This is a genomic window from Geomicrobium sp. JSM 1781026, from assembly GCF_041949955.1.
GTDB lineage: Bacteria > Bacillota > Bacilli > Bacillales > Marinococcaceae > Geomicrobium_A.
The window spans coordinates 242,016-262,994 of sequence record NZ_JBHFQF010000004.1 but is presented as its reverse complement, the minus strand read 5'-3'; the positions used below and the strand labels follow the sequence as shown (position 1 = coordinate 262,994).

23 protein-coding genes are annotated in these 20,979 nt (G+C 42.6%); 13 read left to right on the top strand and 10 right to left on the bottom strand.

Annotated elements, in window-relative coordinates; genetic code table 11:
* Window positions 1-158: 158 nt before the first annotated feature.
* From ACE1TF_RS08990 to ACE1TF_RS08945, 10 genes are all read left to right on the top strand, one after another.
* Window positions 159-395 carry a DUF1450 domain-containing protein gene (locus tag ACE1TF_RS08990; RefSeq protein ID WP_375016059.1) on the top strand — a complete coding sequence of 79 codons (237 nt, stop codon included), beginning with the start codon at window positions 159-161 and terminating at the stop codon, window positions 393-395.
* Between the two features lie 39 nt (window positions 396-434).
* Complete coding sequence (locus ACE1TF_RS08985) at window positions 435-1,007, top strand: TetR/AcrR family transcriptional regulator (protein WP_375016056.1); 573 nt, start codon at window positions 435-437, stop codon at window positions 1,005-1,007.
* 36 nt (window positions 1,008-1,043) lie between these two features.
* The gene (locus ACE1TF_RS08980; RefSeq protein WP_052398885.1) at window positions 1,044-1,283 is read left to right on the top strand and encodes a hypothetical protein; all 240 of its coding nucleotides are present in this window, start codon (window positions 1,044-1,046) and stop codon (window positions 1,281-1,283) included.
* A 25-nt stretch (window positions 1,284-1,308) separates the two neighbouring features.
* On the top strand, window positions 1,309-2,148 hold the full coding sequence (gene dapF, locus ACE1TF_RS08975) for a diaminopimelate epimerase (RefSeq protein ID WP_375016300.1): 840 nt from the start codon (window positions 1,309-1,311) through the stop codon (window positions 2,146-2,148).
* A gap of 95 nt (window positions 2,149-2,243) precedes the next feature.
* A complete protein-coding gene (locus ACE1TF_RS08970; RefSeq protein ID WP_042429158.1) occupies window positions 2,244-2,498 on the top strand; it encodes a hypothetical protein in 255 nt (84 codons plus the stop codon).
* Window positions 2,499-2,672: 174 nt separating this feature from the next.
* The gene (locus tag ACE1TF_RS08965) at window positions 2,673-3,887 is read left to right on the top strand and encodes an acyl-CoA dehydrogenase family protein (protein ID WP_042403111.1); all 1,215 of its coding nucleotides are present in this window, start codon (window positions 2,673-2,675) and stop codon (window positions 3,885-3,887) included.
* Window positions 3,888-3,906: 19 nt separating this feature from the next.
* Window positions 3,907-5,094 carry a CaiB/BaiF CoA transferase family protein gene (locus tag ACE1TF_RS08960; protein WP_375016052.1) on the top strand — a complete coding sequence of 396 codons (1,188 nt, stop codon included), beginning with the start codon at window positions 3,907-3,909 and terminating at the stop codon, window positions 5,092-5,094.
* A gap of 124 nt (window positions 5,095-5,218) precedes the next feature.
* Window positions 5,219-6,682 carry a leucyl aminopeptidase gene (locus tag ACE1TF_RS08955; RefSeq protein WP_375016050.1) on the top strand — a complete coding sequence of 488 codons (1,464 nt, stop codon included), beginning with the start codon at window positions 5,219-5,221 and terminating at the stop codon, window positions 6,680-6,682.
* 25 nt (window positions 6,683-6,707) lie between these two features.
* Window positions 6,708-7,019, top strand: coding sequence for a DUF3870 domain-containing protein (locus ACE1TF_RS08950; protein ID WP_375016298.1), 312 nt, complete (start codon window positions 6,708-6,710; stop codon window positions 7,017-7,019).
* 62 nt (window positions 7,020-7,081) lie between these two features.
* Entirely contained in the window at window positions 7,082-8,731 is a 1,650-nt protein-coding gene (locus ACE1TF_RS08945) for a thiamine pyrophosphate-dependent enzyme (protein ID WP_375016048.1), read from the top strand.
* 34 nt (window positions 8,732-8,765) lie between these two features.
* Here the strand turns inward: ACE1TF_RS08945 and ACE1TF_RS08940 are convergent, their stop codons facing one another.
* The 8 genes from ACE1TF_RS08940 to mqnE all read right to left on the bottom strand — a co-directional run bounded on the left by ACE1TF_RS08940 (window position 8,766) and on the right by mqnE (window position 17,621).
* Window positions 8,766-10,058 carry an ABC transporter substrate-binding protein gene (locus tag ACE1TF_RS08940; protein WP_375016046.1) on the bottom strand — a complete coding sequence of 431 codons (1,293 nt, stop codon included), beginning with the start codon at window positions 10,056-10,058 and terminating at the stop codon, window positions 8,766-8,768.
* Window positions 10,059-10,079: 21 nt separating this feature from the next.
* Window positions 10,080-10,901 (bottom strand): carbohydrate ABC transporter permease, encoded by an 822-nt coding sequence (locus ACE1TF_RS08935; RefSeq protein WP_373901119.1) that lies wholly within the window; start codon window positions 10,899-10,901, stop codon window positions 10,080-10,082.
* 21 nt (window positions 10,902-10,922) lie between these two features.
* On the bottom strand, window positions 10,923-11,798 hold the full coding sequence (locus tag ACE1TF_RS08930) for a carbohydrate ABC transporter permease (protein ID WP_375016044.1): 876 nt from the start codon (window positions 11,796-11,798) through the stop codon (window positions 10,923-10,925).
* Entirely contained in the window at window positions 11,795-12,859 is a 1,065-nt protein-coding gene (locus tag ACE1TF_RS08925; RefSeq protein WP_042403121.1) for an ABC transporter ATP-binding protein, read from the bottom strand. Before ACE1TF_RS08925 ends, ACE1TF_RS08930 begins: the two co-directional genes overlap by 4 nt.
* Before the next feature lie 13 nt (window positions 12,860-12,872).
* Window positions 12,873-13,700 carry a metallophosphoesterase family protein gene (locus ACE1TF_RS08920; protein WP_375016041.1) on the bottom strand — a complete coding sequence of 276 codons (828 nt, stop codon included), beginning with the start codon at window positions 13,698-13,700 and terminating at the stop codon, window positions 12,873-12,875.
* Window positions 13,701-13,872: 172 nt separating this feature from the next.
* On the bottom strand, window positions 13,873-14,388 hold the full coding sequence (locus ACE1TF_RS08915; protein ID WP_375016039.1) for a hypothetical protein: 516 nt from the start codon (window positions 14,386-14,388) through the stop codon (window positions 13,873-13,875).
* A gap of 383 nt (window positions 14,389-14,771) precedes the next feature.
* Complete coding sequence (locus ACE1TF_RS08910; protein ID WP_042403127.1) at window positions 14,772-16,376, bottom strand: ABC-F family ATP-binding cassette domain-containing protein; 1,605 nt, start codon at window positions 16,374-16,376, stop codon at window positions 14,772-14,774.
* A 150-nt stretch (window positions 16,377-16,526) separates the two neighbouring features.
* Window positions 16,527-17,621: an aminofutalosine synthase MqnE gene (gene mqnE, locus ACE1TF_RS08905; protein WP_375016036.1), complete on the bottom strand. Its 1,095-nt coding sequence runs from the start codon at window positions 17,619-17,621 to the stop codon at window positions 16,527-16,529.
* A 242-nt stretch (window positions 17,622-17,863) separates the two neighbouring features.
* On the opposite strand from mqnE, the gene ACE1TF_RS08900 reads away from it, so the two are divergent.
* The 3 genes from ACE1TF_RS08900 (at window position 17,864) to ACE1TF_RS08890 (ending at window position 19,089) form a co-directional block, all read left to right on the top strand.
* On the top strand, window positions 17,864-18,049 hold the full coding sequence (locus ACE1TF_RS08900) for a Spo0E family sporulation regulatory protein-aspartic acid phosphatase (RefSeq protein ID WP_042403129.1): 186 nt from the start codon (window positions 17,864-17,866) through the stop codon (window positions 18,047-18,049).
* Between the two features lie 98 nt (window positions 18,050-18,147).
* Window positions 18,148-18,501 (top strand): HesB/IscA family protein, encoded by a 354-nt coding sequence (locus tag ACE1TF_RS08895; protein ID WP_375016034.1) that lies wholly within the window; start codon window positions 18,148-18,150, stop codon window positions 18,499-18,501.
* A gap of 51 nt (window positions 18,502-18,552) precedes the next feature.
* The gene (locus tag ACE1TF_RS08890; protein WP_375016032.1) at window positions 18,553-19,089 is read left to right on the top strand and encodes a hypothetical protein; all 537 of its coding nucleotides are present in this window, start codon (window positions 18,553-18,555) and stop codon (window positions 19,087-19,089) included.
* Between the two features lie 154 nt (window positions 19,090-19,243).
* Here the strand turns inward: ACE1TF_RS08890 and ACE1TF_RS08885 are convergent, their stop codons facing one another.
* Window positions 19,244-19,717 carry a hypothetical protein gene (locus tag ACE1TF_RS08885; RefSeq protein WP_042403133.1) on the bottom strand — a complete coding sequence of 158 codons (474 nt, stop codon included), beginning with the start codon at window positions 19,715-19,717 and terminating at the stop codon, window positions 19,244-19,246.
* A 41-nt stretch (window positions 19,718-19,758) separates the two neighbouring features.
* Window positions 19,759-20,751 (bottom strand): NAD(P)/FAD-dependent oxidoreductase, encoded by a 993-nt coding sequence (locus ACE1TF_RS08880; RefSeq protein WP_042403135.1) that lies wholly within the window; start codon window positions 20,749-20,751, stop codon window positions 19,759-19,761.
* Between the last annotated feature and the right edge of the window lie 228 nt (window positions 20,752-20,979).

The window sequence follows — 20,979 nt, the reverse complement described above, 5'->3', positions numbered from 1 at the left end:
ATCATTTCGTAAGAATTGCACCTCTTAAAGTATAACGATTCTCTTCAATCCTGACAACAACTGTTATAAGTAGTTTCAAAACCGTTGATCTAGTCTAAAGATTGACGGTAGCTATAGGGATTGGATACGATGACACAAAGGCAGGATGGTGAAGACGTTTGATCCCTATTGTAGAATTTTGTATGAGCAACCTTGCCGAAGGTACACATCCCGTACTAGAGGCGTTAGAAAGAGATGCAGATATAGATGTGGTAGAATATGGATGTTTAGGGAAATGCACCCTTTGTGCCAAGAAAAACTACGCCATCGTTGAAGGAAAAATAATTTCTGGTAGCTCTGCAGAGGAGCTGCTTGAGAAGATCTATAAAGAACTTGAAGACAATGATTGGATATAGCCATAATGATGGATTATGAATTGTTTAGAGGTGAACCGTTTGGATAAAAAGGAGCGTATCGTACAAGCTGCCATTGACGTGTTCAAAGAGAACGGGATTGAGCGTACGAAAGTATCAGATATTGTCAAAGCTGCAGGAATAGCACAGGGCACGTACTATTTGTATTTTTCTTCTAAACTCTCCGTTATGCCAGCCATTGCGGAAGAGTTGGTCAACACACTTGTGAAGAAACTCGAAAAAAACGTCGATAAAAAGGGGCGTTTTGCGAAGCAGCTCGAAGATATTATCGTAACGGTCTATGATAATCTAAGAGAATATCGGAAGCTTCACGCCCTCGTTTACGCAGGGCTCGCTTCTACCGAGCATTTGCGCGAGTGGGAAGAGATTTACGAGCCGTTCTATGCATGGATGACATTGCGGCTGGAAGAAGCACAAAGAAACGAGATGATCGGGGAACACGTTGAGCCGAGCAGTAGTGCGAGGCTTGTGATTGGGATTATTGAAAGCAGTGCAGAACAAGCTTATTTACACGCTGCTCCTCCAGAAGAAGAGATTGACAAACAAAAACGAGCATTGCTGCAGTTTGTGCAACATGCTCTTCATGTTACGTAAACATTGCTTGAATAATGTAAGGGAGAAGATGAGAGAATGGAGTTGCTTCCGTTTCAGAACACGTGGCCGTATGATCGCATCGGTGGGGACGTCTATTTTGACGAGTGCCCAAAGTGCAATGAGCCGAATGTGTTAACCTATATGAAACAAAAACAATTGCGCGATGCATTTGATGGTGTGAAAACGACATTGATTTTGCCATGTTGCAACTATTCTATGGTGATCATGCATGCTGATGATGACTATTTTTGGACGACGGAACGTTTAAGGAAATGAGGAACTGCTTGTGAAATTTACGAAGATGCATGGACTGGGCAATAGTTATATTTATGTAGACGGGTTTCATCATGAAATCCCTAAAGAAGAACAATTAAAAAACACGGCGATTCGCGTCGCCAATCCGTATACAGGCATTGGCTCAGACGGAATGATTTTAATATTACCTTCAAATAAGGCAGATGTTCGTATGCGCGTGTTCAATAATGATGGGTCAGAGGCGAAAAACTGTGGGAATGGTTTGCGCTGCGTTTCCAAATATGTATATGAAGCGAGTATTGTCCGGTCAAACACATTCACGATTGAAACGTTAGGAGGGATCGTCACTGCACAAGTGCATCCAAAAAAGAATGGTCATGTGGATGAAGTGACCGTCGACATGGGCATTCCTGCACTCGAACGCGCGGCAATTCCTATGCGAGGAAACAAAGATGAACTTGTCATAAATGAACGTATTTCTTTTGGCGAGGAAGTGCACGCTCTCACAGCGATATCAATGGGCAATCCACACGCGGTTCTTTTCTCTGACCATTTGGACATGGCTCATTTGCAAACCGTCGGTCCGCTCATTGAACAAGCGACAATCTTTCCAGAAGGAACAAATGTAGAATTTATTCAGATGAAAACTGAACAAGAGATTGATTTCGCTGTATGGGAAAGGGGCAGTGGCATCACACAAGCTTGTGGCACCGGTGCATGTGCTGCAGTTGTGGCGGCCGTATTGAATGAGAAAAGTAAGAAAGACGAGGAAGTAACCGTTCATTTGCCAGGTGGAGACCTTTACATTACGTGGTCGAGTGAAAATGATCATGTATGGATGCGTGGAAAAGCCGCGACCATCTGTTCAGGAGAGTTCTATTTCTAGTGATCTTCATTAACTTTTTGAAATCCAGTCATTTGGCGTCACTCTTACTTCGTTGCTGCATAGTTTAAAGTATCAAAGCTAAGGGGCAACGCAGCATGGATGGAGAGAAATATGTAACATACATTCAGCGATTTTTCAGCCAATATCCTGAAGAGCCCCGTGTCTATACGTTTTTTTTAGACGGGGTTTTTCATTGGATGGAAAGCGATTATATTATCGGGGAAATTCTGATGGCTTCGGATGAAGACTTAAAAGAAGTCCATCAAATTCTAAAGAGCATGGTTCACACGGAGGACAGCATCCATCGGTTTTTGGAGCTGATGGCAAAAGCCTATGTGATCGCAGAATAATTCTGAAAGAATTGACAAATGATCAAACTAGTCATATAATTGTGACCAAATGATGAACTGTTCAAGTCTTATGCTGCCTAGCCATGGTGATCTCTAAGACTGTCAGCCAGTTTACTTTTAATGGGAGTAGACTGGCTTTTTTGCGTCTACAAATGAGAATGGAGAGGGTATACGATGAATTTTACATTAAGCGATGAACAAAAAATGGTTCAGAAAACGGTACGCAATTTTGTGGATAAAGAGATTATTCCGCACATCGGTGAGTGGGATGAGAACATGCACTTTGAACGCAGTGTGGTTGACCAAATGTCCACCCTTGGATTTATGGGCATTTGTATTCCTGAGCAATATGGTGGAAGCGGTATGGATTACAACACACTTGCCATTGTATGTGAAGAGTTGGAGCGTGGGGATACCGCGTTTCGGACGGCTGCGTCTGTACACATCGGTCTCAACAGCATGACGATTTTACAATGGGGGAACGAAGAACAAAAACAAAAATACTTAACGCCACTAGCGCAAGGCGAGAAGATTGGCGCGTTCGGATTGACAGAACCGAATGCAGGTTCTGACGTGGCTGCGATGAATACAACAGCGAAGAAAAATGGCGATCACTATGTGCTGAATGGGTCAAAGACATGGATTTCCCTTTGTGATGTAGCAGACACATTTATCGTATTTGCGTATACCGGCGAGAAAGACAAAAAGCATTCCAGCATATCGGCATTCATCGTGGAACGTGATTTTGAAGGCTTCAGCTCGAAAGCGATTAAAGGCAAGCTTGGCATTCGTGCAGGAAATACAGGCGAAATCTTCTTTGACAACGTAAAGATTCCAAAAGAAAATCTGTTAGGTGAAGAAGGAGAAGGGTTCAAAATTGCAATGTCGGCGTTGGATAATGGTCGTTTCACTGTCGCTGCAGGCGCATGTGGTCTCATTATGGCAAGCCTTGAAGCATCTGTGTCTTACTGCCATGAACGAAAGACATTTGGTACAGAGATTGGGAAGCATCAACTCGTCCAACAGATGATTGCCAACATGGAAGCCAACCTACAGATCAGTCGCTTGCTCGTTTTCAAGGCAGGGGAATTGAAAAACGAAGGTGTTCGGAATACTCGGGAAACATCGCTTGCCAAATGGCAATCGTGTAACTTTGCAAACGAAGCAGCGAATGATGCTGTTCAAATACATGGAGCATACGGTTATTCCAATGAGTACCCTGTTGAGCGGTATTTACGTAACTCAAAAGCTCCAGTAATCTATGAAGGAACGCGTGAAATTCATACACTGATGCAAGCACGATATGCGCTAGGGTATACAGAAGATAAACCACTCCGAAAGATGTTACCTGCGTGGCCTTTTGAAAAGTCAACAGTCGCACAAGACTAACTCATACAGGAGGTAGATGATGCAAGGAGCACTAAAAGGTGTGAAAGTCCTCGATCTTTCTAGAGTATTAGCAGGACCGCTCGGCACGATGTTGCTTGCCGATTTAGGAGCAGAAGTTGTTCGTGTTGAGCAGCCTGGAGGAAGTGACGACATTCGGCACTGGTGGCCGTTCGCTGGGGAAGAAAGCACGTACTACTTGTCGGCAAATCGCAACAAAAAGTCCATCACTTTGAACTTAAAAAGTGAGCGAGGGCGGAGCTTGTTTGAAGATATGGTCCAAAAGGCCGATGTGGTCGTTGAGAACTTTAAAGCCGGAACACTCGCACGACTCGGCTTAAGTTATGAGCATCTCACTTCAATAAATTCGAAAATAATTCTCTGCTCTGTGACTGGGTACGGTCAAGATGGTCCTTATCATAAACAGCCAGGGTATGACCCTGTCATTCAAGCAGTCGCTGGACTTATGGATGTCACTGGCGAAGCAGATGGAGAGGCGACACGTGTCGGCACACCAGTTGTAGATATTATGACTTCCCATTATGTGTGCATTAGCATTCTAGCGGCATTACGTTCACGAGACGAGAGTGGAAAAGGGCAGCACATTGATCTCTCTTTGTTAGATGTTCAAGTGAGTTCCCTAGCCAACATCGCTAGTAGCTACTTAATGAACGGACATGTGTCAAAGCGGGCAGGAAATGCACATGGGAATATTACACCATATGAAACCTTTCTTTGTCGTGATAAGCCGCTCATGATCGCTGCAGGCAACGACCGGATGTTTGCTGCACTGTGCAACGTCATTGGTCAAGAGTCATTAGCCGAGGACCCCCGTTTTCGTACGAATGCCGACCGCATCGCTCATCGAGGTGAACTAAGAGCGATTCTTGAATCCGTATTTAAGACAGAACGAGCAGATGCATGGGCGGAGAAATTGGCCGCAAATCAAGTGCCTTGTGGACCAGTAAACAACATTGAGCAAGTATTCCAGCATGACCAAGTGAAACATCGAGACATGGTCGTTGAGCATTCTCATTCATCACTTGGAATGTACAAAGGGGTTAGAAACCCGATTCTTTCTGATGGGAATGCGTTAGATGTCAACAGTGCACCGCCCACACTCGGAGAGCATACAACGTCATTTTTGTCGGAATGGTTTAATTTTGATCAAAAAACGATTGATGATCTAAAAAAAGAGGGTATCATATAGACAGAGGCTTTTTGCTCTGTGCAATTGAACAAACGTGGCTAACTGTTGCAGAACATGCAAGAGTAGCCTTCGTTTGTTTTTATGTTTATGCGTACAGAGAATTTTCAGTTGGGGGCGAAACAACATGTATACGTATAAAAAAGAATGGTCGTTAGAAACAAGCGAATCAGCGGTAATTATTGGTGTCGGCACAGAAGATGCCGGGCTACCAGAAGCATTAACGCATGGAACGAAGGACTTACATGATCTGCTTAACAAGAAATATTCACACATAAAAAAGCAAAAAGGAAAAGTGACAAGCTTTACGGTCCCATCAGGAAGTGAGTGGACGACGCTAATTTTTGTTGGCAAGGGGAACGATACGGAAATTTCATCTTTGAAAGAGGCATTAGGCGCAGGTTTCCAAGCTGCTTCAGACGATGCGAAAGTAGCGGTGTTACTCGATACATTTACGAATGATCGCTGGGATTCTACCGATGTTGCACAGGCAGCTGCAGAGATGGGACATGTGTCCACATACACCTTTGATGCGTACAAAACGAATAAACAAGAAAAACCAGATCAAAGTATCACTTTCTATACGAATGGTGAGGCGAATGAGGCGGCTATTGTAGCTGGTACAGCGACGGCGAAAGGGGTAAATCTGGCGAGAACACTCGTAAACATTCCGGCCAATGATTTGACGCCAGTAGCGCTTGCTGGTGAAGCAAGAGCATTGGCAAGCCGTTTCGACCATTTCTCATTTGATGTGTTGGGCAATGAACAACTTGAAGAAATGGGTATGGACGCGTTACTTTCAGTGAACAAAGGTTCAGATCTGCCAGCACAAATGATTGTTCTTCGATATCAAGGGCAAGAAACGTGGAGTGAACCCCTCACTTTTGTCGGAAAAGGTTTAACTTATGATACTGGCGGGTATTCATTGAAACCAGCGGATGGTATGAAAACGATGAAGTCTGACATGGGTGGTGCAGCTTCCGTTCTTGGTGCGATGGAAGTCGTGGGTCACCTTCAGCCAGACGTGAATGTAATGGCCGTCATCCCGTCTACAGAGAACATGGTAAATGGACAGGCTATGCGTCCCGGTGACGTGATTGGCTCCTTTGATGGGCAAACGATTGAGGTGACGAATACCGATGCTGAAGGTCGACTTGCTCTAGCGGACGGAGTGTCTTATGCAAAGCATCTCGGTGCAGCGAAGATTGTTGATGTTGCAACCCTTACAGGTGCATGTGTCGTTGCCCTCGGTGACGTCGTTACGGGTTCGGTATCGAATAACGATGATTTTTATGCTCAAGCAGAAGCAGCAGCGAAACAATCAGGAGAAGCGATCTGGCGTTTTCCGACACATCCTCATTATTATGAGATGCTTAAGCAAACAGACGTTGCTGACTTGAATAATGCTCCAGGTCGATTAGCAGGAAGTATTACGGCAGGTCTTTTCATACAATCATTTGTAAAAGACACTCCATGGGTTCACTTGGATATTGCCGGTACATCATTCCTTGATCGTGTCACGCCAATGGGGCCAAAAGGTGGAACTGGCGTGATGGTACGTACATTGGCAACAATGGCGTTAGATCAGTAGACGAATCGCAAAGGAGAGGGTCTCGATCGCATTTCAACATACTCGTTTTATCGCAGGACATGCAAAGTTACCACAAGGTATGGCAGCGAAAAGCGTGTTCGACACATTAACCATTACCGCGGAAGTTGATTATAAGTATGGCGTGATCCTTGAAGCTTCTTGTACATTAGCGACTGATCATGGCCGCCAATACATCCACGACCTTCTTAAAGGGATTAGCCTTAGGGAAGGCCCAGAGGAAGCGGAGAAACTCGTCGAGGAGTATTATAAAGGCAAGGCCGCGAACGCGCTTGTTGCGGCTGTTAGAGATCTTCATAAGCAATACGAATTGCTCTAATCTAAAGGGGGTCATGCATGTGCAGTGACCCCCTTTCTTGATTATTAAGAGGAGGAACCCACATGCGTTACCAAAAAACAATGACTGCAGGAGAAGCCGTAGTAGAGTGTATGAAGATTGAGAATGTTTCACGGGCATTTACAGTGCCTGGGGAAAGTTTTTTGGCAGTACTTGATGCACTTGAAGGACAAGAGAGCATTGAATTGATCGTGAACAGGCATGAAGGCGGTGCCGGTTTTATGGCTGAAGGGTACGCAAGATCCACAGGCAAGGTCGGCGTTGCTATGGCTACAAGAGGTGTTGGGGCAGCGAATATATCCATCGCCGTTCATACTGCATTTCAAGATTCCACACCAATGGTCGTTTTTCTAGGTCAAGTAAAGCGTGAATTTCTCGGCCGTGAAGGATTTCAAGAAGTGAACTTTGATCATAACTTCAATGAAATTGCCAAATGGACGACGGAAATTCGAGATAGTCACCGGGTTCCTGAACTCGTTCAAAAAGCCTTTCGCGTCGCGCAAACAGGTAGACCAGGTCCAGTTATTGTTTCGTTACCTGAAGATATGCTGACAGAAACGACAACGATGAATTTTGGTCCCCCGACATCCATTCCAGCTCCTTCTCCTTCAACGATTGAAGTCGAAACATTCAAACGCCTGTTTGGAGCAGCTAAGAAGCCGATCGTCATTGCAGGTGGTGGGGTAAGTTCATCAGAAGGCGAGTTGGCATTACGTCAATTTGTCGAGAAATTCAAACTACCACTCATTGCTGGCTTTCGTAGACAAGGAATTATTGATAATGATCATGAGGCGTACATTGGCCATATGGGCCTTGCCGCAGCGCCAACACTTGTGGATCATTTTAAAGAAGCGGACCTTGTCATTGCGATAGGAACAAGGCTTTCAGAAGCGACTTCTCAAGATTATACGTTGTTACGATGGGACCAGACGCTGATCCATATTGATATAGACGAGAATACAATTGGAAAAGTTTATCCACCTGATTTAGGCATTGTTTCTCATGCTGTCAATGCGCTGCAAGCCTTTACTGACGTTGTGGTAGAGGGGGATTGGAGTGATTGGCAAAAAGTGTGTCGAAAGTCTCATAGTGAGTTGATGGCTGTAGAAACGGATGATTCAATTTATAGCCACGTGATGGAGACGTTAAATGAGGAATTGGATCCCAATGCCGTCATTACATGTGATGCTGGAAACTTTGCCACATGGTTGCACAACCAACTCGTCATTAAAGACTCACACCTGTTTTTAGGTCCAACGAATGGAGCCATGGGTTATGGCATCCCATCAGCGATTGGAGCAAAAATCGCAGAACCACACCGAACTGTTGTATCATTTAACGGCGACGGTGGAGGCATGATGACCATTCAAGAGATTGAAACGTCCGTCAGGCATAAAGCTCCTATCATCATCTTGCTATTTGATAACCAAAATTATGGAACCATTCGCATGCACCAAGAAATGTACTACCCAGATAAGGTGATTGGTACAGCGTTAGGAGAAGTAGACTTTGCAAAAGTGGCTGAAGGGATGGGCGCGATTGGCATGGAAGTGAAATCGAAAGATGAGTTTCTGCCGGCCTTTCAAAAAGCGCTTCAACAAGATCGCACCGTGCTCATCGATATCAAATGCTTCGAAGAAAACTACGTCGCCAATCGAAAAACGTATGAAGATGTAAAGGGTTCAAAAGTGTAGAAAAAGGGATCATCAGCTGATGATCCCTTTTTTCCTACTTTAATAAGCTGTTAATGCGTTCTGCTGCTTCATCTAACGCTTCTTGTGGTGTTTGATTGTCCTCAATTAATGCAGATGTTATTGCATCGTTCAATATATTTTGAGCTTCGGCGTAATTCGCGTTTAGTGGACGAGGACCTGCATACTCAAGTTGGTCAACAGCTACTTTATATTGAGGAACTTGCTCGTATAAGGACTGCATTTCCTCACTTTCAATTGCAGACTCTCTCATTGGAAGATAACCTGTGTTTGTACTAGCAGTAACCGTCTGTTCCGGCTCTGTCATCCATTTAATAAATTCCCAAGCTGCCTTCTTTTCTTCGTCAGGATGTCCAGAGACCATGACAAGGTTTGCGCCACCTGTCGGTGTGCCGTATTGTTCGTTTTGAGGCATAAACGCGGTGTTCACTTCAAAGCCAGCTTCTTCAGCTATAGATAGGTAGTTTGTTAAATCAGCTGTAGAGCTGAACACCATGCCAGCGTTTTGATTAGTGAAATCTTGAAGAGCGACTTGCCCTGCTTCGTCTCCTGTAGGAACTTTAATGGTACCCTCATTGTACATTCTTTGGATAAACTCAACCGCTGCAACCCCTGGAGCTTCATTGAAAGTAGCTTCAGTCTCATCATCATTTAACACCGATCCACCGCTTTGTTTGACAAAGGCTTCGTAAAACCAAATGTTTACCGGCATGGTCATTCCGACACCGCCTTCGTCATTCGTTAATGCACGCGCATACTCCTCAAACTCTTCCCACGTTTCAGGTCCTGAAGAGTCGAGTCCGGCTTCTTCCATCATCGTTTTGTTAACATATAGAATTGGTGTACTCCGTAGATAAGGAAGCCCGTAGATGCCTTCCCCAATATAAGAGTTGCCCATTAATCCTTCTACAAAGTCGTTAAGGTCAATATTGTCTTCTTCTATATAAGATGTAAGGTCTTCGGTCATACCAGCTTCTGCAAAGGCCCCCATTGAAGCAATTTCATTAAGGGTGACATGTGGGGCATTTCCTGCTGCAATACTTGCTTGTGTTTGGGAATGCAAGTCTTCATAATTGCCTTGATAGTGCGCAGTGACAATGATATCATCTTGGACTTCGTTAAATTGTTCCACAAGCGCTTCGTTGTTCTCACCAATCTTATCGCCAAACGCATACCAATATTCTATCTCGATCGGATCATTTGAAAGCGATGCGGTTGCCTCCGGTGAATCACCTTCGCTTTCTCCACAAGCTGCAAGCATGAGTGCTGACATTGAAATGACGAGTACATAAAAATTAGGTTTCCACATTAGGGTAGCTCCTTTTTTGTATTATTTGACGCCCGTATAGACAAACGCACGAATAATTTGACGTTGAGCAAAGAAGAACATGATTAGAATCGGTACGACAAGAATCATATTTCCAGCCATCATAATATGCCAGGCAACTCCCCCTTCTACATTGGTCAATGCTGAGATTCCTACAGGTAGTGTTCGACTTGCATCTGAGGTTGTCATGACAAGTGGCCAGAAATAGTCGTTCCAATGCGTAATGAAGCTGAAAAGTAAGAGGGTAATGATTGTTGGTTTTGCCATAGGGACCATAATTTTATAAATAATCTTCCATTCACTTGCTTGGTCGAGTCTTGCGGCTTCTAGTAATTCTTCAGGTACTTGTTTAAAGCTTTGCCGTAGCATGAAAATTCCAAAAGCATTGGCTGCGAATGGTAAAATCAGTGCGAGGTGAGTATCTAAAATTCCCCAAGAGCTAAATTGTAGATACACAGGTAAAAAGATTAATTGTGTTGGAATCATAAGTGTAATCATTGTTAGCGCGAACAATGTACGATCTGCAAAGAATTGATAACGAGCAAACGCATACGCCGCAGGGACAATGGTTAGAAATTGTAGGATAAGGATGGAAAATGTGACGATTAAGCTGTTGATTAAGTATCTAAAAAAAGGGCCGGACTCCCATGCTAGGGCAAAATTTTTAAAACGAATGGTTTCAGGAATCCAGACGGGTGGAAACGTAATCGTTTCACTCAGCGACTTGACCGAAGTTACAGCCATCCAAACAAAGGGCGTAGCGAAAATGAAAATAATCAAAACGAGACCAGTGACGTTCAACAGTTTAAAAAACAATTGATGGATTCTCACGACAACCACTGCCTTTTATTGATAATGAACGCGACGACTAACGAGTAAGAAGTAAAGAACGGTAAAGATTGAAAGTACGATAAGAAGTACGACCCCAGCTGCAGAAGCATAGCCAAGCTGAAAGAAACGAAACCCATATTCATATATGAAGTAAACGAGGGTGCTTGTTGAATTTAAAGGTCCGCCCTGCGTCATAATGTCGATCGTTTCGAACACTTGAAAGCTGCTGATCACATTAATAATTACTAGAAAGAAGAGCGTTGGTGAAATTAACGGCAATGTGATCTTTAAAAAAGATGTAAATGGACTTGATTGGTCAAGTTCGGCAGCTTCGTAAAGGTACGAAGGTATGCTCTGAAGACCGGCGATAAGAATAAGTGTATTAAATCCGACGCTTTTCCAAATAGCCACAATGACTAAGGAATACAGTGCAGTGTCTGGGGAAGCTAACCATTCTGATTGGGGTAGTCCAAAAAGGTCAAGGAGCCAATTTAATAACCCATATTGCGGGTCCATTAACCACATCCAAAGCATAGCAATGGAGACAAGAGAGATAATGTGGGGGCTGAAAATTGCGCCTTGTACAAATCCATATAGCTTCGTTGGTTTGTTGATCCAAAGTGCAAGCAAAAGTGCAATAACCGTAGTGATCCCCACACTTAATAATGTGAATATGACGGTGTTCTCCACAGATTGGAGAAATTCTGGATGATCGTATAATTCACGATAGTTATTCATCCCTACAAAGTTTTTATCGGGACTTACGAAGTTCCAATCATGAAAACTTAGATATACCATATAGCCAATTGGATAGATAAAAAACAGCAAAAAAACAATCAATGCGGGCGCGATCATCGTATACGGCCGGAGAGCCATCCATAAGTGGTTCATTGGACGATTCCTTTTATTTCTCGATCGACTCCTTTAGGGGGTGCAATGCATGAATTGTTTTTCTTGAAGGAGTAAATATCTTCTTCTTTCACAGTTAAGTAAAGGCTTTTCGAGTTGATTATTGGTTGTTGAAAAGTTTTTGCAAATAAGATGCCGGCAAAGGTGTCGAGTTGGTAAATGATTTCTGTGCCCAGTGTTTCACGAGTAAGGACGGTGCAGGGCAGTGAGAAGTGCATAGGGCTCGGTTGAGGTGCAAGCATTATTTTTTCAGGCCGAAACCCAATTTTAGTAGGTGTGCTTTTCTTCCATGTCGCTGCGGGCAGCATTGTTGTGTCAATAATATTCATGGGGGGTGTACCGATAAATTGTGCGGTAAATAAATTTTCAGGGTAGTCATACATCGTAAGTGGGGCAGCAATCTGCTGGACTTCACCTTTATCGAGCAAAACGATTTCGTCTGCCATTGACATCGCTTCAACTTGATCGTGTGTAACATAGATGAAAGTCGTTCCTAGCCTCTTGTGTAACTGGACAAGTTCAGCCCGCATTTGATGACGGAGTTTGGCATCTAAGTTTGAAAGCGGCTCATCAAGTATGAATACTTCTGGTTTTTTTACCATCGCTCGTGCAAGGGCAACACGTTGACGTTGTCCACCAGATAATTTTTGTGGTTTTTTGTGTAAATACGGAGTCAGCCCAACGATCTCGGTGATTTCCTCAATCAGTTGTTTTCTTTCGTATTTAGGTATTTTTCTGTTTTTTAATCCGAATTCTATATTTCCCCAAACAGTCATTGTTGGATATAGCGCGTAATTTTGAAAGACCATGGCCACGTCTCGTTTTCCTGCTGAGATATCATTTACACAGCGGTCACCAATGAAGATATCTCCGCTGCTCTGCTTTTCAAGACCAGCAATCATACGTAAAGTCGTTGATTTTCCACAACCTGAAGGACCAACGAGCACAGTAAATGAGCCATCTTTTATCTCCATGTTCATAGTAGGGATGACGGTTTCATCCCCAAATTTTTTCGTGATATTATGAAATGTGATTTTTGCCATCGCGCGATGCCTCCTAAATGAGTACGAGTTTACGGGAACGATCTGTAAAATGCCCATAAGGATCAAAAGGTGTATTTTTTTCATACAAGCTATCGTGTATTTTCTTAGCATTATTCTTCAGTTCAATATCATCAATTTCATGGAGTGTGGTTTTTAATGTACGATTTTTTATGGAGACCGTTCTGATAACGGGGTGATCATAAACTGCAGCTGTCTGAATGTAGCACCAATTATCTTCTCGACAAATCGAGTGGGTATGGCAATGACCACAGAAAAAATAACCGCCTGGTTTATGATTTTGGAGTAATTCGTGGATGGGGTCTTCTTTAATAATAGAACCGTTAAACTCACTTGAACGTGTTGTTGTGTTGTAGAGAGGGTGATGAGAGAAAATAATGAGTGGTTCATTTTGATGGGAGTCTATTTCTTGTTTCAGCCAATAAAACTGCTCATTGTCAATAACACCACTCCAGTTATCTGGGCGCTTCTCACGTGTGGAGTCCAAGCGGATAACGCGCCCTTCACTGCAAGAATAGGCATGATAGCGTGGCTTACCTGTAAGCTGTACAATTTCATCCTTAGTCAGCTCATAGAGATCATGATTTCCTAGTACATGTTGAAAGCTAGCAGATAAATGATTGATTTTTGCGTATATACTTTGTATTTCCTCTCGCTTCCCGTGATGTGTGAGGTCACCAATAGACACGTGAAAATCAGATTGTAAGGAGAAAAATTCAGTTAGGAAGTGTTGGAAAAAACGATTCTTTAGTTCCATCATTTCTTCTGATTCGCTTTCACCAATTGAATAGTGTAAGTCTCCAATGATTGAAAATGTAACCACGTTGCATCCCTCCAATAAGTTTTCTAGTTACATTGTAAACAACAAGTGTTGAGTACAAATGGAGGGGATTTAAATTTCGTAATAAGATGTTGAACACTCTGTTAAAAAAGTAAAAACGACCTGAACATAAAGTTCAGGTCGTTTCGTATCGTGTTAGTTTTAATAAGTTTAGTTACCACGTTTGTTCAATGACAATGTCAGTAATAAGGAAGTTCCCGGTCGTTTGGTCATAAATAAACTCATACGTTTCATCGAAATATGCGCGATTTCCTGCTCCATCTTCAATAGACGAAGTTGTAACGTCAACGGTCGCAACTTGTTCTCCGTCCACCCAATGTGGAGTCGTAACAGTTACTTCTTCAACATCATTATGAAGAAGTTGGTCAACGATGGTGTAATCTTCCCATTGAAACGGCTGAATATAAGCATCTTCATTCCATTGGTGATGAAGCGTTGCTGAAAGCTCAGGTGTATAGAAGTTTTCAAGCTCCCATCTAGGGAACGCGTAATCATCTGTCATTAGAATATCCATCGTATGTTCTTGAACGAGAGATAATTCTTCGACAAGCTCCTCAGGCTGCATTTCAAATGTGTCGGCAGTGAATGGTGTCGTCTCTTCGTTAGTGTCATCAGCGGCAATCGGTGTAAAAGCCGTTACTCCCATTGCTACAAGCATGAGCGGTTTCATCAGTATTGCCCCTTTCTAATGATTTTTCTTTCTGGCCTTACTTATCTATACCCGGTAGCCAAATGTATAAACTCGAAATATTACATTTATATTAATTTTGTAACATTATTGTAATAAAGAAGGGTTACTGTACTGGAGAGGTGGGAGATCTGTTTCCAGTTACGTGCAAGACCGAGTGGGGGAATATTGCCATTGTCACATAAATGCTCTGATCGTCCTTAAGTGGGCAGTCGCTTTAAGTCGGTATTCTCGTGAAGTAAAGCCAATTGGTGGACGGAAAAGGAGGTCAACTTCTTTACGTCGAGCGTAGAAAGTTAGCAAATCGAAATAAAAAACGACTGGCGAAGGGGCTTTTTATCCCTTTGCCAGCCGTTATCGTCATTTTAGGATTGTTCAATGAGGTTCATTTCTTTCAAATACTCATCGTAAGACATTTGCTTATCGTGCACCGCATTTGGTGTGAACTCTATGATACGGTTTGCAACAGTTTGGATAAACTGATGATCGTGAGAGGAGAACAGCACGGATCCTTTGAAGTCAATCAGTGCGTGGTTCACTGCTGTGATCGCTTCAAGGTCCAAGTGGTTCGTTGGCTCATCTAAGATGAGAACATTAGACCCGCTAAGCATCATTTTTGAAAGCATACAACGTACTTTCTCTCCACCTGACAATACTTTAGCTTTTTTCAACGCTTCTTCACCACTAAAGAGCATGCGACCGAGGAAGCTTCGAATAAAGCTCTCTGTCTGATCTTCTGGCGAGTACTGCCGAAGCCAGTCAACAAGTGTTAGATCAACACCTTCAAAAAACGCTGAGTTGTCTTTCGGGAAGTACGATTGGCTCGTTGTTACACCCCATTTGTACGTTCCTTCATCCGGTTCAAGTTCACCTGATAGAATTTGGAACAGCGTCGTTTTTGCGGTTTCTTCACTTCCGACAAAAGCGACCTTCTCATTAGGCTGCAATGTGAAGCTGACATTATCCAAAACTTTCTTCCCGTCAACCGTCTTTGACAAGTTCTCAACGGTTAACAAGTCGTTTCCAATGTCGCGATCAGGCTTAAATGCGACATATGGTGTTTTTCTGGAAGACGGTTTAATGTCGTTAAGTTCAATTTTGTCCAACGTTTTCTTTCGAGATGTGGCTTGCTTTGATTTGGAAGCGTTGGCGCTAAAGCGCGCAATAAATTCTTTCAGTTCTTTCACTTGCTCTTCTTTTTTACGGTTTTGATCCTTCGCCATTCTTCTTGCCAACTGGCTAGACTCATACCAGAAATCATAGTTTCCGACAAACAGTTCGATCTTGCCGTAATCAATGTCAGCAATATGGGTACATACTTTATTCAAGAAATGGCGATCGTGAGATACGACAATGACAGTGTTCTGGAAATTAATCAAGAATTCTTCAAGCCAATGAATCGCTTGAATGTCCAAGTGGTTTGTCGGCTCATCGAGAAGGAGAATGTCAGGGCTGCCGAATAGTGCTTGAGCGAGAAGAATTTTGACCTTTTCTCCACCTTCAAGCTCTGACATTTTCTTATAATGATATTCTGCACCAATGCCAAGACCATTTAAAAGTTGGGCTGCTTCATTATCAGCATCATACCCATTCATCTCGGCAAATTCACCTTCAAGCTCTGCAGCGCGCATGCCGTCTTCATCATTAAAGTCTGGCTTCATATAAATTGCATCTTTTTCTTTCATAATTTCGTATAGGCGTTTATGACCCATAATGACCGTTTCTAAAACTTCATATTCCTCATAGGCAAAGTGGTCTTGCTTTAGTACAGCAAGACGTTGGCCTTTCGCATAATGCACATGCCCATCTTGGGATTCGATTTCTCCAGAGAGAATTTTGAGGAATGTGGATTTCCCCGCGCCATTGGCGCCAATTAGACCATAGCAATTGCCTGGGTTGAACTGGATGTTTACTTCTTGGAATAATTTCTTATCCCCGTATCTTAGCCCGACATTTTCACAAGTAATCAAGCGTCATCTTCCTTTCAATGTAGAATGTATCCTAAACGTATACACGTTGTTGGCTGTAAAGTCGCTACCCCTTATCATATCATTGTTTTCGATGTTAAGCCAATTATAATAAACGACCGAGATTTCCCCGGTCGTTTAGAAAAGCAATTATTAGTAAGTTTTGATGACGTTGTAGAATGTATCACGCTCTACAGGGGTTTTGTTTGCACCCTTGATCATGTGGATCAGTTCTTTTCTCGTAATGCCTTGGGATGTTAAGGCACCTACTGAATGTGAAATTCTTTCTTCAATTAACGTCCCGTGGATATCACTAGAGCCGTACGTGAGCGCCATTTGAGTAAGCTGAGGTCCAATATTAATCCAATACGCCTTAATGTGATCAAAGTTATCTAGCATAAGACGTGAGATTGCAATGGTGCGCATATCATCAAATGCAGATGTACGCCTCGTTAAACCGGCACTTTGCTTACGGGGCTGCATGGCTAGTGGAATGAATACCATAAACCCGTTTGTTTTATCTTGGAGTTGACGAAGTCGATCCATATGAATGAGTCGTTCTTCATAAGTGTCGATCGAGCCATAAAGCATCGTTGCATGCGTGCGAAGTCCAAGATCATGTGCAATTTCATGAGCTTCTAGCCATTCATCTGTTGAAGCTTTGTCAGGGCTCATCTTCGCACGATATCTCTCTGTAAGAATTTCTGCACCGCCACCAGGTAGTGTATCAAGACCCGCTTTAATAAGTTCTTCTAACACTTCACGCATCGTTAGACCTGCATGACGAGCAAAGAACTCTATTTCTGCGCCTGTGTAGGCTTTTACCGTTGTATTTGGGAAATTCTTCTTCAGTGTGCGAATGGTGTCTAAGTAATAATCAAAAGGCACATCCACATTGTGGCCACCCACGATGTGAAATTCGTTAATATTATCATTCCAACGTTCATTTACGTATCGAAGCAGTTCATCTGAGTCCATCGTATAAGCGCCTTCTTCCCCAGGTTTACGCTTAAATCCACAAAAGGAGCAGCTTGCTTCGCATACGTTCGTTGGATTGATGTACATATTTTCGATGAAGTATACATTGTCACCATTTTTCTGTTGATTTACTTCATTGGCAAGTTGGGCAACAGATAACAAGTCGGGAGTATTGTATAAAGTAAGGCCGTCTTCAATTGTCAATCGTTCACCGTTTCTGACTTTTTCACTAATGGCAGATAGCTTTGGGTCGTTCAGCAGTATAGCCATATAAAAACCTCCTTCGTAAAACAGCGGTGATGGAAAAATACGGTCGTTTCCCTCATCTATTATACATTCCGCAGTAAGAATTGGAAAGTGACAGTGTCTCCCTAAATTTATATGTATGAAAATTTTCGAAAGATTTGCGGAATGTTTTGCTTCTCTCTAGCTTTTTTAGTAGAATGAAGAAATAAAGAAAATGCATCTCACAGAAGGATATGCTCAGGCGATTGAGCAGGAAGGAGTATCGCATGGCTCAAGAGAAACATGCCGACTATGAACAGCTGGAGATGTTGCGTGCGAAGATGGTCACTGCTGCCGAACAGCATGGACTTGCCCATCCTCTCGTTATGCATTATAGCCGCCAAATAGACACACGTCATTCCAATATGATGAAGACGAAACCAGACAACCCCGACGTCGCTCCGATTGGGTAACATGTTAATCGAGAAGACGTCTGTTTGGATTGAATGCTCGTCTTTTGTTACAATACATGTAATCTCATGATTTGTGAGCCTTGGAAGGAGGAAGACACATGATCACGATTACAGAAGCGGCAGCTTCAAGAATTAAGTCAATGAAAGAAGAAGAAGGAAACCCAGGGCTTTTACTGCGGGTTGGAGTAAAAGGTGGCGGATGTAGTGGTCTTTCGTACGGACTTGGTTTTGATGCTAATCCGAATGATGACGACGTTCATTTCCAACAATCTGGCATTGATGTCATTGTCGATGAAGAGAGCAAACCGATTGTCGAAGGTTTACTCATTGATTATAAAGAAAATATGATGGGTGGCGGGTTTACGATTGATAATCCGAATGCGATTGCAAATTGCGGTTGCGGAGCCTCGTTTAGAACGGCGCAAAATGCCGGCAACCCAGAGAATTGCTAAACCGATGTAAAGAGGCGAGTGACTCGCCTCTTTTTTTTGAGGAGTGTACAAATGAAATTTTTGCTTATTGTATTGATGAGTTTATTAGCAGTGGGCTGCTCCTCCACTTCTAATAGTGGAGGAAGTGAAGCCCAAGAACGTCTTGACGAGACAGCCTTTACGATGACAATTCCTGAGCATAACGACTACGACTTACTATCGATTTATATAGAGGAATCTGAAGGTTTAGAAATTCTATATATGAGTTATGGAATTGCTACATCGGACACACCATCGACGGAACTTGAAGATTTAGCAGAAGAAGAGGGCATTGAGCTTGCAACAGAGACGATTTACGGTACGTATGAAGGCGATACGATCATTGATCTTCAAGTGTTTAATCAAGACGTACAAATGTCAGATGAATCCGATCGTATCGAACATACAATTGCTGATCACACAGTGTATGAAAGTACAACGAATCCTCGCGGAAGTTATCAATGGACGCTTAATGGTTATAGCTATTTGGTGACCTTTTTCGATGAGTCGCACACAGAGGATGAACAAGAGGAATTTATTCGGAAGATTATTACCGAAAATGAAGGATAAAAAAACTGTTTACACATTGTGGTGTGGACAGTTTTTTTGCAACAAATGAGCTGGCGCACTATATGTATAGAAACTGTTTGTCGGTACTCCCCTCATTCCACATGCTAGGTTAAAAGGTATGATCTTGCCGTTGTTTGTATTGGGTATGAAACGGTCAGTTAACAATGCAATCAATTCCTGGGTGGAACCCAACGGCTTTAAAGATAGGGTCATTTTTAATATCTAATAGGTGTTTCGTTAGTAGTGCTTGTGAGGTACTGGCTTTTAACTGAAAGGTGTATGTGTATGTTGGGCTGGATAAGGAACGCTTTTCAATATGGCCAAACAGGGTGAACAATTCAATAAAACGAACGGTGATGGCATAGTGGACATCACTTCTTTCTGGAAGATGAAGTGATGAGGTGAATTCTAATCGGTCCCAGTTAAACGAAGAAATCCAAATGACAGTTTCTCTTGTCGTAGTCGGTTCATCTTGAATTGAGCTAATACGTAAATACGCTTGTGCTGTGTGAACAAATGTTAGCTTATGGTTATCATCGTGTTGGATGCGAAGCTCCTCCAATCTATGGTGACTTAAGGAATCGATCAAATGTACTAATAATATAAACCGAAATTTGTATTTTGTCATGAAAAAACGCCCTCGAAAATAATTTTCGAGGGCGTTTGCTGTTAAAACATATGTGAACTATGTCCAGGTTGAAGTCTTGCTTTTGGATCAATATAGGCTTTTGCATTGCTCACGGCTGTAGGAGCTTCACCAAAACCTGAGGCAATTAACTTTACTTTTCCTTCGTAAGAAGTAATGTCACCTGCAGCATAGATCCCTGGGATGTTTGTTTCCATTCTTGTGTTAACAAGAATCGAGTTTTTCGTAATATCGAGTCCCCAGTTTTTAATTGGACCAAGCGAAGAGACAAACCCGTAATTAACAATTACATCATCTACATCTATAATTTCTTGACGTTCACCTTTGACTTCTTGCAATACGACTTGCTCAATTCGCCTTCCATCACCGCGCAACTCTTGAATATCAAAAGGGGTGAGTAAATTTACATTGGAGTCTTGAAGTTCAGAAACACTATGTTCGTGTGCTCGGAACTTATCTCGTCTATGCGTGAGGGTCACATTCGCTTGTTTTTCAAGCATGAGTGACCAGTCAACAGCAGAATCTCCACCCCCACAGATTAAAACGTTTCTGTCTTTAAAAGCACTTAAATTGTTCACAAAATAGTGCAAATTGCTACCTTCATACTGAGTGGCTTCTTCAACGGCAAGTTTTCTCGGTTGGAATGCACCAACACCACCGGTAATGATTATGGTTTTGGAGTAATGGACATCTTTGTCGGTTTCAATGCGAAATGATTCATCTGCTAGCTTGTCGACCATGTTAACCGTTTGGTCTAACACAATGGTTTGATCAAACATTTGCATTTGTTCTAGCAAATTGTCCACTAATTCCTGTGCACCCACTTTAGGAAAGCCGGCAACATCATAGATGTATTTTTCTGGATACAATGCGGACAGTTGACCGCCTAACTGAGGCATGCTTTCAATGATCTTTACTTTTGCTTGACGCATACCTCCGTAAAAAGCAGCGAAAAGACCTGCTGGGCCTCCGCCTATTATTGTAATGTCGTAAAGTTCGACAGAATGGTCTTCCACGAGCGTACACCTCCAAGAATATGATTACACGAAACAACTTTACCATTATAACATTGCATCGGTGTGTCGGGAAATAAAAGCATACGAGACAATTTGCGACAAGTTCTGCAAAAAAGTGATTTGTGTATTGAAATGTGTGCGGCAACTGGCTATAATAAAGAGTGTAGAAATGTGAACGTTTAACGACATTAATTTGTTTGAGTATGTGAAAGTAATCACATACTCAAA

What these genes read in the sequence shown, in the direction of transcription:
- ACE1TF_RS08980 (WP_052398885.1), top strand. Translation starts at nt 1,044, where the DNA reads ATGGAGTTGCTTCCGTTTCAGAACACGTGGCCGTATGATCGCATCGGT.
- dapF (WP_375016300.1), top strand. Translation starts at nt 1,309, where the DNA reads ATGCATGGACTGGGCAATAGTTATATTTATGTAGACGGGTTTCATCAT.
- ACE1TF_RS08970 (WP_042429158.1), top strand. Translation starts at nt 2,244, where the DNA reads ATGGATGGAGAGAAATATGTAACATACATTCAGCGATTTTTCAGCCAA.
- ACE1TF_RS08965 (WP_042403111.1), top strand. Translation starts at nt 2,673, where the DNA reads ATGAATTTTACATTAAGCGATGAACAAAAAATGGTTCAGAAAACGGTA.
- ACE1TF_RS08960 (WP_375016052.1), top strand. Translation starts at nt 3,907, where the DNA reads ATGCAAGGAGCACTAAAAGGTGTGAAAGTCCTCGATCTTTCTAGAGTA.
- ACE1TF_RS08955 (WP_375016050.1), top strand. Translation starts at nt 5,219, where the DNA reads ATGTATACGTATAAAAAAGAATGGTCGTTAGAAACAAGCGAATCAGCG.
- ACE1TF_RS08945 (WP_375016048.1), top strand. Translation starts at nt 7,082, where the DNA reads ATGCGTTACCAAAAAACAATGACTGCAGGAGAAGCCGTAGTAGAGTGT.
- ACE1TF_RS08940 (WP_375016046.1), bottom strand. Translation starts at nt 10,058, where the DNA reads ATGTGGAAACCTAATTTTTATGTACTCGTCATTTCAATGTCAGCACTC.
- ACE1TF_RS08930 (WP_375016044.1), bottom strand. Translation starts at nt 11,798, where the DNA reads ATGAACCACTTATGGATGGCTCTCCGGCCGTATACGATGATCGCGCCC.
- ACE1TF_RS08925 (WP_042403121.1), bottom strand. Translation starts at nt 12,859, where the DNA reads ATGGCAAAAATCACATTTCATAATATCACGAAAAAATTTGGGGATGAA.
- ACE1TF_RS08915 (WP_375016039.1), bottom strand. Translation starts at nt 14,388, where the DNA reads ATGAAACCGCTCATGCTTGTAGCAATGGGAGTAACGGCTTTTACACCG.
- mqnE (WP_375016036.1), bottom strand. Translation starts at nt 17,621, where the DNA reads ATGGCTATACTGCTGAACGACCCAAAGCTATCTGCCATTAGTGAAAAA.
- ACE1TF_RS08900 (WP_042403129.1), top strand. Translation starts at nt 17,864, where the DNA reads ATGGCTCAAGAGAAACATGCCGACTATGAACAGCTGGAGATGTTGCGT.
- ACE1TF_RS08895 (WP_375016034.1), top strand. Translation starts at nt 18,148, where the DNA reads ATGATCACGATTACAGAAGCGGCAGCTTCAAGAATTAAGTCAATGAAA.
- ACE1TF_RS08890 (WP_375016032.1), top strand. Translation starts at nt 18,553, where the DNA reads ATGAAATTTTTGCTTATTGTATTGATGAGTTTATTAGCAGTGGGCTGC.
- ACE1TF_RS08885 (WP_042403133.1), bottom strand. Translation starts at nt 19,717, where the DNA reads ATGACAAAATACAAATTTCGGTTTATATTATTAGTACATTTGATCGAT.